Genomic DNA, 13,181 nt, shown 5'->3' with positions numbered 1-13,181 from the left:
CGCGAATGGCTAGCGGCTTGGCATGGTGTCTGCGGGCCTTGTAGGTTGAATTATTGGATCCCCGCCGTCATGGAGGTGACATGAACCAGATCGTCGGCGGACCGGTTGTGCAGAGCGAGGCCGACCGGCTGCGCGCGCGCGTCGCCTGGCTTTATCATGTGGAGGGCCACACCCAGAACGAGATCGCCAACCGTCTCGGCATCAACCGCGTCATGGTCGTGCGCATGCTCGCGGAGGCGCGGCGGCGAAACGAGGTGCGGATTTCGATCACATCCCCGCTTTCCGAGCTCGTCGCGCTCGAGCGGGCCCTCGAGGCGGCTTTCGACATCCGCCGGGTGGTCATCGCGCCCTTCGCGGAGGAGGACGGCGATCCTGCACAGGTGATCGCCGCTGCGGCGGGCGCGCATATCGCCGGCTTGATGGCGCCCGGCATGAGCGTCGGGGTGGGCTGGGGAACGACCCTCTACAACACGCTTCCTTTCATTACCGGCGGCGCGCTCGAGGAATTCCGCGTGATCTCGCTGCTCGGCGGCATCTCCGCCGCGCGGCGCTTCAACCCGGCGGAATTCGCCTGGCAGTTCGCCGAGCTCTTCCGCGGTGAGGGCTATCTCGTGCCCGCGCCCGCCGTTGTCGACAGCCCGGAGACCAAGCATGCCCTGCTGGAACGGTGCGGCCTTGCGGCGATCTTCGAGATGGCGGACAAGCTCGACGTGGCGCTGCTCTCCGTCGGCGGGATCGCGAATCTCACCACCAGCTATCGCACCGGCTACCTTACGGAGGCCGACCGCCGGTCTCTGGTCGAGGCCGGCGCCGTCGGCGACGTCCTTTATAATTTCATCGATGCCGAGGGGAACGTGCTCGATCACGAGGTGAACCAGCGGGTGATCTCCGTCGCGCTGCCGCGCCTGCGGCGGACGCCGGAGCGCATCCTCGTCTCCGGCGGCAGGGAAAAGCGCGTCGCCATTCGCGCCGCGCTGCGCACCGTCGCGCCGACCACCCTCATCACGGACGAGCAGACGGCCAGCGCCCTGCTGGCGGGATAGGCCGTTCCGATCCGACCCTGTAAATCCCCAAGCCGGCGCGGCCTTCCCGGACGCGCCGATTTTTTGTATCGCAGCTTGAACAAAAAGAAATATAAAATCAGCCTTGTGCAAACGAATTTGAGAGGACCGTCCCGGAGTTACATCGTTGCCGGAAGCGCCACCTATGTGGATTCACGTTGAATAAATAGAGAAATTTCCGGGAGCTGGCAATGCGGAGCAGCTCTTCGTCTGCCGCTATATTCAGAACATTAATATTGACAGCATCACAAATGTGCAGTACATGAGAGCAAAGTCAATCGGGAGGAATGGAATGTCCATTAATGTCGCACCCACGGGTCTTGCGCGCGATCTGCTGGCGCGCGCGGATACCGGCAAGCCAATCCGGATCGGCCTCATCGGCAGCGGCGAGATGGGCACCGACATCGTCACGCGCGTCGCCCACATGCCGGGCATCGAGATCGGTGCGATCTGCGACCTCAATGTCGCCCGCGCCCGCGGCGCGGTGGATATCGCCTACCGTTCGCAGGGCCATCACCGCGACGCTTCCGGCGCCGACGAGCTCAACGCGGCCATGGAGCAGGGCAAGGTCGCGATCACCTCGGATTCCGGCGCGATCCTCAACAGCGGCCTGATCGACGTGGTGATCGACGCGACGGGCGTGCCGGCCGTCGGTGCGGAGATCGGCCTGTCGGCGATGGAGCACGGCAAGCATCTGGTGATGATGAACGTGGAGGCGGACGTCACCATCGGCGCTTATCTCAAGAGCGAGGCCGAGCGCCTCGGCGTGACCTATTCGCTCGGCGCGGGCGACGAACCGTCCTCCTGCATGGAGCTGATCGAATTCGTGACGGCGATGGGCCATACCATCGTCGCCGCCGGCAAGGGCAAGAACAATCCGCTGAATGTCGACGCGACGCCGGACGGGTATGCCGAGGAGGCGGACCGCCGGAACATGAATGTCCGCATGCTGGTCGAATTCGTCGATGGTTCGAAGACCATGGTCGAGATGGCGGCGATCGCCAATGCGACCGGCCTCGTGCCCGACAAGCCCGGCATGCACGGCCCGGCGGCCACGCTCGACCAGCTCTCCTCAACCCTTGTTCCGCAGAAGGACGGGGGCGTCCTTTCGAAGGTCGGTGTCGTCGACTACTCCATCGGCAAGGGCGTCGCGCCAGGCGTGTTCGTCGTTGCCGACATGTCGCATCCGCGCATTTCCGAGCGCATGGAGGACCTGAAGATGGGCAAGGGCCCGTACTTCACCTTCCACCGGCCCTACCATCTCACCTCGCTCGAGGTGCCGCTCACCTGCGCCCGCGTGGTGCTCTACGGCAAGCCGGACATGGTGCCACTCTCAAAGCCCGTTGCGGAGGTTTGCGCGGTCGCCAAGAAGGACATGGCCCCCGGCGAAAGCCTCGATGCCATCGGCGAATATTGCTACCGCGCCTGGATCATGACCGCGCCGGAAGCCCGCGGCGCGAACGCCATTCCCTGCGGCCTGCTGCAGGGCGGAGTCGTCACCGCGCCGATCCGCAAGGGCGACCTCATCACCTACCAGAACGCCTCCGTGGCGCCGGGCTCGCGCATCGCGGCGCTCCGCGCCCGGCAGGATGCGCTCGTCTACGGCAAGGAGGCTTGATCATGGCGGACCACGCCCGTGCACTGAAGGCTGAACCCGACAGCAGCAATCTGCCCTTCATCTATCGTGAATACGGCCGTGAGCAGCTGATGGATACGCTGCGCAAGATGCATCTCATCCGCCAGTTCGAAGAAGGCGCCGAGGAAAGCTACATGCGTGGCCTCATCCACGGCACCATGCACCTGTCCATCGGGCAGGAGGCGAGCGCCATGGGCATCTGCATGCCGCTCACCGTGGAGGACCAGATCACCTCTACCCATCGCGGCCATGGCCATTGCATCGCCAAGGGCGCCGACGTGGCGCGCATGTTCGCCGAGTTCTTCGGCAAGACCACGGGCTATTGCGCCGGCCGCGGCGGCTCCATGCACATCGCCGACGTGACGACCGGCAATCTCGGCGCCAACGGCATCGTCGGCGGCGGCCTGCCGATCGCCGTCGGGGCGGCGCTGACCGCCAAGCGGCTGAAGACCGGCAAGGTCGTCGTCTGCTTCTTCGGCGACGGCGCCAACAACGAGGGCGCCTTCCACGAATCGCTGAATATGGCGGCGGTCTGGTCGCTGCCGGTCATCTTCGTTTGCGAGAACAACGGCTACGGCATGTCGACCTCGACCGCCCGCTCCACGGCGGTCGCCAACATCGCCGACCGCGCGCCGGCCTACGGGATGCCGGGCGTGATCGTCGACGGCAACGTGCTCTCCGACGTCGCGGAAGCGACGCACAACGCCGTCCAGCGCGCCCGCCGGGGCGAGGGGCCGACGCTGATCGAGACCAAGACCTATCGCTATCGCGGCCATTCCAAGAGCGACCGCAACCGCTACCGCACCAAGGACGAGATCGAGGACTGGATGACCAACCGCGATCCGATCGCCCGCTACGAGGCGCAGCTCCAGGAGTTCGGCGTCGCCTCGCCCGAGGAGATCGAGGCGGTGCGCGTATCGGTCCGGCAGGAAATCGCCGCCGGCATCGAATTCGCCAAGGAAAGCCCGATGCCGGAAATCTCCGGCCTCGCCGACAATGTTTACACCGAAGGGGCGTGAGATGAACGCGGTGCCGAGGGAACTGAGCTACTCGCAGGCGATCCAGGAGGCCATGGCGCTCGCCATGGAGGCGGACGAGCGCGTTATCCTGATGGGTGAGGACATCGGCGTCTATGGCGGCGCCTTCCAGGTGACGGGCGACCTGATCGAGCGTTTCGGGCCGGACCGGGTCATGGACACGCCGATCTCCGAGCTCGGCGGCGCCGGCGTCGCGGTGGGCGCGGCGGTGACGGGCCTGCGGCCGATCTTCGAATTCCAGTTCTCGGATTTCGCGGCGCTCGCCATGGAACAGATCGTCAATCAGGCGGCCAAGATGCGCTACATGCTGGGCGGCGCGGTCTCCGTGCCGGTCGTCATGCGCTTTCCGGCCGGGTCCGGCACGGGCGCGGCGGCCCAGCACAGCCAGAGCATCGAGGCTTGGCTCGGCCATGTGCCCGGCCTCAAGGTCATCCAGCCCGCGACGCCGCACGATGTGAAGGGCATGCTGCTGGCCGCGGTCGCCGATCCCGACCCGGTGATGATCTTCGAGCACAAGTTGCTCTACAAGATGAAGGGCCCGGTCCCCGAGGGCTATTACACCGTTCCGCTGAACAAGGCGGAGGTGCGCCGCGCGGGCGGCGACGTGACCATCGTGGCGACGTCCATCATGGTGCACAAGGCGCTCGAGGCGGCGGAAAAGCTTGCCGAAGAGGGCATAGGCGTCGAGGTCGTCGACCTCCGCTCGATCCGCCCCATCGACCGCGAGACGGTCATCGCCTCGGTGAAGAAGACGTCCCGCCTGATCTGCGTCTACGAGGGCGTGAAGACGCTCGGCGTCGGGGCGGAAATCTCCGCCATGATCGCCGAGAGCGAGGCCTTCGACTATCTCGATGCGCCGATCGTGCGCCTCGGCGGCTCGGAAACGCCCATTCCCTACAATCCGGAGCTGGAAAAGGCCGCCGTGCCGCAGATGCCGGATATCCTCGCAGCCGCGCGCGACCTCGTCAGGGGAGTGCGCTGACATGGCGAGCGAAGTGATCATGCCTAAGGTCGACATGGACATGGCGACCGGAAAGATCTCCAAATGGTTCTTCTCCGAAGGGGATGAGGTGAAGAAGGGCGACGTGCTCTTCGAGATCGAGACGGACAAGGCGGCGATGGAGATCGACGCACAGGCCGATGGCACGCTGCGCAACGTGACGGGCAGGGAGGGGATCGACATACCCGTCGGCTCCCTCGTCGCGTGGATCGTCGCCACCGGCGAGGACGTGCCGGATGCAGCCGCGTCGCCCCCGGCGGAGGCGAAGGCGGAACCTGCCGCCGCTCCGGTTGATGCCCCATCCGCCGCCCCCGTCGCGGCCAAGGCCGACAGTGCCGTCAGGGCGACGCCGCTCGCCCGCCGGCTCGCCCGGGACAAGGGCGTCGATCTTGCGGGCCTTTCCGGTTCCGGTCCGCATGGCCGCATCGTCGGTGCCGACGTGCTCGCCGCGGGCGCAGCGCCTGCCGCTCGAAGCGCTCCGGCGCCGGCCGCCACGCCCGCGCCCGGCCCGGACGCCGCGCTCAAGCATTTCCCGGACGAGTCCTATACGCTTCAGGCCCATACGGGCATGCGCCGCACCATCGCGCGCCGCCTGGTGGAGGCCAAGAGCACGGTCCCGCATTTCTATCTCACGGCGGACTGCCGGCTCGATGCGCTCCTGAAGCTGCGCACGGAGCTGAACGCGGCTGCGCCGTCGGTGGACGAGGCCCCCGCCTACAGGCTCTCCGTCAACGACATGGTCATCAAGGCCTATGCGCTGGCGCTTGCCGCAACGCCCGACGCCAACGTCTCCTGGACGGAGGAGCAGTTGGTCCGCCATCGCTTCGTCGATGTCGGCGTCGCGGTCTCCGTGCCGGGCGGGCTGATCACGCCGATCATCCGCCATTCGCAGGCCAAGTCCCTCTCGGCCATCTCGAACGAGATGAAGGATCTCGCCGCCCGTGCGCGCGCCGGCAAGCTCAAGCCGGAGGAATATCAGGGCGGCACGGGCGCCGTCTCCAATCTCGGCATGTTCGGCGTCAGGGAATTCGCGGCGATCATAAACCCGCCGCACGCCACGATCCTCGCCGTCGGCGCGGGCGAGCGCCGGCCGGTCGTTGCGGAGGACGGCAGCATCGCCGCCGCCATCGTGATGAGCGTGACGCTTTCGACCGACCACCGGGCGGTCGACGGCGCGCTCGGCGCCGAACTGATCGGCCGCTTCCGTGCCTTCGTCGAAAACCCGATGTCGATGCTGGTCTAGCCGTTTCGACCTTCGGACAGCGTTTCCTCCCGTGACTTGGGGAAGTGGCCATGCGCCTGAAGGCGGTGACGCTTCCCCTTCTTTTTTGAAGGAACATCCATGGCTTCTTCCTACGACGTCATCGTTATCGGTTCGGGTCCGGGCGGGTACATCGCCGCGATCCGCGCGGCGCAATTGGGCCTGAAGACGGCCATCGTCGAGCGCGAGCATCTCGCCGGCATCTGCTCCAACTGGGGCTGCATCCCGACCAAGGCGCTGCTGCGCTCGGCCGAGATCTTCCACTATGCCCAGCATCCGGGCGATTACGGCGTGAAGATCGAGGGCACGGTGACGCCGGACCTGAAGGCGATCGTCGCCCGCTCGCGCGGCATCGCAAGCCGCATGAACGGCGGCGTCGGCTTCCTGATGAAGAAGAACAAGGTCGACATCATCTGGGGCGAGGCCAAGATCACCAAGCCCGGCGAGATCGTCGTCTCCAAGACGAGCAAGGCGATCCAGCAGCCGCAGGCGCCGCTGCCGAAGAACGTCCTGCCCGAGGGCACCTACAAGGCCAAGCATATCGTGATTGCCACCGGCGCCCGCCCGCGCGCGCTGCCTGGCATCGAGCCGGACGGCAAGCTGATCTGGACCTACTTTGAAGCGATGAAGCCGGAGGAAATGCCGAAGTCGCTGCTCGTCATGGGCTCGGGCGCCATCGGCATCGAGTTCGCCTCCTTCTACCGCACGCTCGGCGTCGACGTGACGGTGGTCGAGGTGATGAAGACGGTGATGCCGGTCGAGGACGCGGAAATCTCCGCGCTCGCCAAGAAGCAGTTCGAGAAGCAGGGCATGAAGATCCATCTGGAGGCCAAGGTCGCCAAGGTGGAGAAGGGCGCCAACTCTGTCACCGCCCATGTCGAGATGAAGGACGGCAAGGTGGAGAAGATCACCGCCGACCGCATGATCTCGGCCGTCGGCGTGCAGGCGAACATCGAGAATATCGGCCTCAAGGCGCTCGGCGTGAAGACCGACCGCGGCTTCATCGCCATCGACGGCTACGGCAAGACGAACGTGCCGGGCATCTATGCGATCGGCGACGTCGCAGGTCCCCCGATGCTCGCCCACAAGGCCGAGCACGAGGCCGTCATCTGCATCGAGAAGATCGCCGGCCTGCCGAACGTGCATCCGATGGACAAGGCGAAGATCCCGGGCTGCACCTATTGCCATCCGCAGGTCGCCTCCGTGGGCCTGACGGAAGCGAAGGCCAAGGAGCAGGGCCGCGACATCCGCGTCGGCCGCTTCCCCTTCGTCGCCAACGGCAAGGCCATCGCGCTCGGCGAGGACCAGGGCCTCGTCAAGACGATCTTCGACAAGAAGACGGGCGAACTTCTGGGCGCCCACCTCGTCGGCGCCGAGGTGACCGAGCTCATCCAGGGCTTCGTCATCGCCATGAACCTCGAGACGACCGAGGAGGAGCTGATGCACACGATCTTCCCGCACCCGACCATTTCGGAAACGCTGAAGGAAAGCGTGCTCGATGCCTATGGGCGTGCACTGAACGCTTGACGGCGCGGTTCCCCGCCGGCTGCGATGACGGCCGGCGGGGACGGAGGATCAGAGGGCGATGTGATTGCGGGCGGCGGCGGCGCGGCTGGCCTCACCCTCCCTGAGGATGCGGGCATCGTCCCAGCCGAGGGCCTGCCCGGCGACATGCGCCACCTCGTCGAGAACCTCGCCCGTCAGCGCGCCCGAAAGGGCCATATCGGTCCGGCGGAAGAGCACGTCCTCCAGTGTCTCGACCTTCTCGCGGCGGCAAAGGAAGGCGATTTCCTCGACGGCATAGGCGGGAAGCGAGGCGAGCGGTGTCAGGCGCCCGCCGGTCTCCACGAGGACGGCGCGCGCGCCGGTGCCGTAGCGGACGAGTAGTCTCCGGCAGGTTTCCAGCGGCGCGGAAAACCGGGCCGAAAGCTCTGCCGCCTCCGCCTCGAAGGCGTCCGGTTGCGCAGGGAAGCCGCGTCCCCCGCCGATGGCGAGCCGCTCGGTGCCGATCCGCCGTTCCTGCCCGGTCATGGCGAGGATCCGGTCTGCGACCTCCTCCGCAAAGCCGCGGAAGGTAGTCCATTTTCCGCCGATCAGCGACAGGACGGGCAGGCCGAGGCCGGGAATGCGGTCTTCGGCGATGGAATGGTCGCGGCTGACCTCGCCGGGAGCGAGCCCTTCCGAGCGCGGCAGCGGGCGCACGCCGCACCAGGTGAGCGCGATCTGGTCGGGCGTGACGGCAATGTCCGGGAAGACCTCGGAGATGACGGTGGCCATGTAGGCCATCTCCGTCTCGCTGCAGCGCGCCGCGTCCGGGTCCGGTTCGGGAATGTCGGTCGAGCCGATCAGCACATTGCCCATGAAGGGATAGAGCAGGTTCACCCGCCCGTCGGCCGAGCCGAAATAGACCATGCGGCCGCGCAGGGCATCGTGCAGGCGGCGGTTGCGCACCACCAGATGCGAGCCCTTGTTGCCGCCCATGTGCCGGGACCGGATGCCGAGGGCGGCATTGACCTTATCGATCCACGCGCCGCCGGCATTGACGACGATGTCGGCGCTCACGTCGCGGGAAAGCCCGCTGATGCGGTCCCTGACCCGCAGCCGGCCGTCGACGAGCGCCACTTCGGCATAGTTCAGCGCCCGCGCCGCGGGATTGGCGGCCTCGCCGTCGAGGATCAGTTCCAGGCCCAGCCGCTCGGCATGGGTGATGTGCGCCTCGTAATAGAGCCCCACGGCGCGGAAGGAGGGGTTGAGCTCGGGCATGAGGGTGAGCGCCTTGCGCCGCCCCAGCATGCGATGGTTGGGCATGGTGCGGAAATGCCGCCCGAAGAGGTCGTAGAGCAGCAGCCCCGCCCGGGTGATCAGCGTGCCGCGGTCGGCAAGCTTCGCCTTGAGGCCGAGGAAGCGCCGGACGGAGGGAATGATGCCGCCGAACAGCGAGCTGACGGGCAGCACGGTTTCGAGAGGCTTGACGTAATGGGCGGCGTTGGAGAGCAGCAGGTTGCGCTCGCGCGCCGACTGCGCGACGAGCCGGAACTCTCCGGTCTCCAGATATTTGATGCCGCCATGCATCAGCCGGGAGGAGGCCGCGCTCGCTCCCGAGCAGAAATCGCCCTTCTCCACCAGCAGGACGTCGACGCCTTGCTCGCACAGATCGCGGAAAAGGCCGCAGCCGTTGATACCGCCGCCGAGAATGAGGACCGTGGCATGCTCCGGCAGGCTGAGAAGGCGCGCGGCGGTGTTAGGCATTGAGGATCGCGACCTTGATGGCATCGCCGCGTTCGGCCGTCTCCAGCGCGGTGGCTATCTCGTCGAGCGCGAAGCGGTGGGTCAGCATGCTTTCCACCTCGAGCCGCCCGGAGGCGATCATGGCCAGCGCCTTTTCGAACTGCAGCCGGTCGAGCCCGAAGGAGCCGGTGATGATGATCTCGTTGTAGTGGATGGCGTTGACGTCGAGCGTCGCCGTTTCCCCCGCGGAGAAGCCGGCGAACAGGCTGACCGCGCCGCGGTGGCGCACGAGGCCGATCGCGTCGTTGGCAAGCCGCGGCACGCCGATCGCGACGATGGCCTTGTCCGCGCCGAGCCCGTCCGTCTCGCGCATCACGATGGCTTTCAGGTCTTCCGATGCCGGATCGACGACGACATCCGCGCCGGCCGCCAGCGCTGCCGCCCGCCGCCCGGCGCTCGGCTCGGAAACGATGATGCGCGCGGCGCCGGAAAGGCGGGCGAGCTTCACATGCAGCAGGCCGATCGGCCCGCAGCCGAGGATGACGACGCGGTCGGCAATGCCGACGCCGATGCGCTCCTGCCCGTTCAGCACGCAGGACAGCGGTTCGATGAGCGCCGCCTTTTCCCACGACAGCCCCGCCGGCAGCTTGAATACGTTGCCCGACAGGACCGCCTGCTCGGGAATGCGGATATATTCGGCGAAGGCGCCGTCGATCTCGTAGCCGATCGCGATCTGGTTCTTGCAGATGTTCTCGTAGCCCCGGATGCAATGGGCGCAATGCCCGCAGGGTATGGCCGGACAGACAGCGACCGCATCACCGCAGGAAAACCCGCCGTGCCCGCCGTTCTCCACCACTTCGCCGGAGAATTCATGGCCGAGGATCGAGGGGTAGCGGATGCCGGCCGTCTTCCGGCCCCGGAAGATGCGGATGTCGGTGCCGCAGACGGTCGCGGCCTTCACGCGGATCAGCAGATCGCCCGGCTTCAGGGCCGGATCGCCGACCGTTTCGAAATCCAGCCGGTTCGGCGCCTTCAATAGTCCAGCCTTCATCGTTTCCGCTCCGTGAATGCACAATAATAAAATTATAATTACAAAAATACAGAACTATTTGTCCAGCCCTGTGAGGGGAAATGTTGCAGTTGGGCGTTCCGCTGGGCGGCTAGTTTGACGGGAGCAGCAAATAAGCTGAAGGAAAAACAACCTTTTAAATGCGAAGCCTTTTAGCCGCACGCTTCGCCGTTGACAGACAAAAGGAAATGCACAAAGATAAAAATATCGGAATAAATGTTCGAATTCGACCTTCGGGCTCGACGGGCATGCGGGCGAATCCGTTCGGGGTTCTCGGCGACGTTCCGTGCAAACGTGGTTTACGGGTGCCGGACGCCCTGTCGGCCGGCGAATCGAGATTGGGAGGATTATCGATGAAACTGAACCGAATGCTGATGGGCGCTGCCCTCTTCTCGCTCGCGGCCTCGGGTGCCGCGCAGGCGCAGAGCCAGCAGGACCTGATCAAGCCGATCGACAAGGAACTGACCTTCGTCTACATCCCGAAGGTCATCCATCCTTGGTACGACGTCGTGGCCGAAGGCGCGAAATTCGCCGCCGAGGAGCTTGCGAAGTCCGGCATCAAGGTCAACGTCATCTGGGACCAGCCGCCGCAGGCGGACGTGGCGGACCAGAACCAGCGCATCGAGACCAATATCGGCCGCAAGCCCGACGGCCTGGCCGTGGCCTGCCTCGACCAGGCGACGAACGTGCAGCTCCTCGGCGAAGCGCGCAAGGCCGGCGTCAATGTCATCACCTTCAACTCGTTCTGCGACGACGCCTTCCCCTTCGTAGGCCCGAAGAGCAGCTACCAGGACGGCTTTGACCTCGGCGAGTTCCTTGCCAAGACGCTCGACGGCAAGGGCAAGATCGGGATTCTGGCCGGCAGCCTGACGGCCTCCGACCACGTCCAGCGCATCGAGGGCTTCAAGAAGGCGCTGGAAAGCCATCCAGACATGCAGATCGTCTTCGAGCAGCCCGACAACGACGTGCTCGAGGATGCCGTCACGCTGACGGAGAACGCGTTGCAGGCCAATCCCGACATCGCCGGCATCTTCGGCTCGAACGCCTCCAACCCGATCGGCGCGGCCCGCGCCGTGAAGAATGCCGGGCTGGCCGGCAAGGTCGCCATCGTCGGCATGGACGACCTGCCGGAAGCCGTTGATGCGGTATGCGACGGGACGATCACCGCCCTCAAAGCCCAGCGCCAGTGGGACATGGGCTACTGGACGGTGAAGTATCTCGTGGCGATGAACGAGAACCACACCTATCCGATGTTCCACGACACCGGCTCGCGCTTCATCACGAAGGACGACTGCAAGTAAGCATGCAGGCGATCATGCGGGGCCGCCTTCGGCCCCGCATTTTCCGCTTTGGGAGGAACGGCTGTGAGCATAGCTATTTTCGAGGCCGTAGACGTTGCCAAGTCATTCGGCGTCATCAAGGCGCTGACGGGCGTCTCCGTCGGCATCAGGGCCGGCGAGGTGCACGCCATCATCGGCGAGAACGGCGCGGGCAAGTCCACGCTGATGAGCATCTTCTGCGGCAAGGCCCCGCCGACCGCGGGCGAGCTGCGGCGCAACGGCAAGCCTGTCCAGTTCCACCGGCCGCTGGATGCGCAGCAGGCCGGCATTTCCATCGCCCCGCAGGAAATCAACCTCGTTCCCGACCTCACCGCGGCCGAAAACATCATGCTCGGCGCGCACAGGCGCGGCCCGCTCGGCATCGACTGGAAGGCGACGCGCGCGCTGGCGACCGAGCACCTGCTCAAGATCGATCATTCCATCGACCCGGCCACGCGGGTTTCCGCGCTCAGCAAGGCGCAGCAGCAGCTCGTGCAGATCGCGCGCGCGGCGGCGACCTCGGCCGATATCCTCATCCTCGACGAACCCACCGCGACACTCACCTCGCGCGAGACCGAGAAGCTGTTCGCCTATATCCGCGCCTTCCGCGCCGCCGGCGGCTCGATCTTCTACATCTCCCACCGGCTGGACGAGATCCTCGAGCTTTCCGACCGCATCAGCGTTCTGCGCGACGGCGCCTTCGTCTGTGAGCTCGACCCGAAGACGACGACCAAGGAGGAGATGGTGCAGGCCATGGCCGGCCGGGCGATCGGCAAGGGCAACCCGGCGCCGCATGTCCACCTGGAAAACCGCGAGGTCGTGCTCTCCGTGCGCGGACTGACGCGCCAGGGCGAGTTCGAGGACGTGTCCTTCGACCTGCACCGTGGCGAGATCCTCGGGGTCTCGGGCCTCGTGGGCGCCGGGCGCACCGAGGTCGCCAAATGCATCTTCGGCCTCACCCGGGCGGATGCGGGCAGCGTCGACCTGTTCGGCGAGCGGCTCGACAACCGCAGCCCGCTGGCGTCCATCGCCAAGGGCCTGGTCTACCTGCCGGAGGAACGCAAGCAGGAGGGGATCTTCCCGCTGCTGTCCATCTCGGAGAACATGGCGATGCCCTCGCTCGGGCGCTATGGCGGTCTCCTGCGCCTGCGCAACGGCGACATGATGAAGGAGGTCGACGGTTTCGTCAGCCGCCTGCGCATCAAGCTCGGGTCCACGCGCGATCCGATCACGTCGCTTTCGGGCGGCAATCAGCAGAAGGTGATCATCGGCCGCTGGCTGATGAAGAACGCCCGCGTGCTGATCATGGACGAGCCGACGCGCGGGATCGACGTCGCCGCCAAGTTCGAGATCCAGCAGGAGCTCCGCCGGTTCACCGACCGGGAGAACCTGTCCATCATCTTCATTTCCTCCGAGCTCGAGGAGGTCCTGGATGTCTCGGACCGCATCCTCGTCATGCATGAGGGCCGCGTGAAGGGGATGCCCACGGCTGCCGAGGCCACCCAGGAATCCCTGCTCCAGCTTGCGATGAGCTGAGCCGGCGCGACAGCACACAGAAAAGGTTGACGAC

Annotated in this window: 10 protein-coding genes; 8 read left to right on the top strand and 2 right to left on the bottom strand. The window is 66.0% G+C overall.

Annotated features, from left to right (window positions below):
* Window positions 1-80 precede the first annotated feature (80 nt).
* From AABF56_RS29885 to lpdA, 6 genes are all read left to right on the top strand, one after another.
* Entirely contained in the window at window positions 81-1,043 is a 963-nt protein-coding gene (locus tag AABF56_RS29885) for a sugar-binding transcriptional regulator (RefSeq protein WP_272808467.1), read from the top strand.
* 310 nt (window positions 1,044-1,353) lie between these two features.
* A complete protein-coding gene (locus tag AABF56_RS29880; protein ID WP_272808468.1) occupies window positions 1,354-2,679 on the top strand; it encodes an NAD(P)H-dependent oxidoreductase in 1,326 nt (441 codons plus the stop codon).
* 2 nt (window positions 2,680-2,681) lie between these two features.
* Window positions 2,682-3,716: a thiamine pyrophosphate-dependent dehydrogenase E1 component subunit alpha gene (locus tag AABF56_RS29875; RefSeq protein ID WP_272808469.1), complete on the top strand. Its 1,035-nt coding sequence runs from the start codon at window positions 2,682-2,684 to the stop codon at window positions 3,714-3,716.
* A 1-nt stretch (window position 3,717) separates the two neighbouring features.
* Window positions 3,718-4,716, top strand: coding sequence for an alpha-ketoacid dehydrogenase subunit beta (locus tag AABF56_RS29870; protein WP_272808470.1), 999 nt, complete (start codon window positions 3,718-3,720; stop codon window positions 4,714-4,716).
* Between the two features lies 1 nt (window position 4,717).
* A complete protein-coding gene (locus AABF56_RS29865; protein WP_272808471.1) occupies window positions 4,718-5,977 on the top strand; it encodes a pyruvate dehydrogenase complex dihydrolipoamide acetyltransferase in 1,260 nt (419 codons plus the stop codon).
* 99 nt (window positions 5,978-6,076) lie between these two features.
* The gene (gene lpdA / locus AABF56_RS29860; protein WP_272808472.1) at window positions 6,077-7,522 is read left to right on the top strand and encodes a dihydrolipoyl dehydrogenase; all 1,446 of its coding nucleotides are present in this window, start codon (window positions 6,077-6,079) and stop codon (window positions 7,520-7,522) included.
* 48 nt (window positions 7,523-7,570) lie between these two features.
* Here lpdA and AABF56_RS29855 read toward each other — a convergent pair whose 3' ends face one another.
* Both AABF56_RS29855 and AABF56_RS29850 read right to left on the bottom strand, forming a co-directional pair.
* Window positions 7,571-9,244, bottom strand: a complete 1,674-nt coding sequence (locus AABF56_RS29855) for a glycerol-3-phosphate dehydrogenase/oxidase (RefSeq protein ID WP_272808473.1) — start codon at window positions 9,242-9,244, stop codon at window positions 7,571-7,573.
* Window positions 9,237-10,274 carry an alcohol dehydrogenase catalytic domain-containing protein gene (locus tag AABF56_RS29850; RefSeq protein ID WP_272808474.1) on the bottom strand — a complete coding sequence of 346 codons (1,038 nt, stop codon included), beginning with the start codon at window positions 10,272-10,274 and terminating at the stop codon, window positions 9,237-9,239. Before AABF56_RS29850 ends, AABF56_RS29855 begins: the two co-directional genes overlap by 8 nt.
* A gap of 371 nt (window positions 10,275-10,645) precedes the next feature.
* Here AABF56_RS29850 and AABF56_RS29845 point away from each other — a divergent pair, with 371 nt between their 5' ends.
* Together AABF56_RS29845 and AABF56_RS29840 are read left to right on the top strand one after the other, a co-directional pair.
* Window positions 10,646-11,593: a substrate-binding domain-containing protein gene (locus tag AABF56_RS29845; protein WP_272808475.1), complete on the top strand. Its 948-nt coding sequence runs from the start codon at window positions 10,646-10,648 to the stop codon at window positions 11,591-11,593.
* Window positions 11,594-11,656: 63 nt separating this feature from the next.
* A complete protein-coding gene (locus AABF56_RS29840) occupies window positions 11,657-13,147 on the top strand; it encodes a sugar ABC transporter ATP-binding protein (RefSeq protein ID WP_272808476.1) in 1,491 nt (496 codons plus the stop codon).
* Window positions 13,148-13,181: the final 34 nt, after the last annotated feature.

The sequence above is a fragment of the Shinella sp. WSC3-e genome (genome assembly GCF_945994535.1).
Taxonomy (GTDB): domain Bacteria; phylum Pseudomonadota; class Alphaproteobacteria; order Rhizobiales; family Rhizobiaceae; genus Shinella; species Shinella yambaruensis.
Note: the sequence above shows the minus strand (reverse complement) of the source record. Positions and strands in the feature narration are given on the sequence as shown.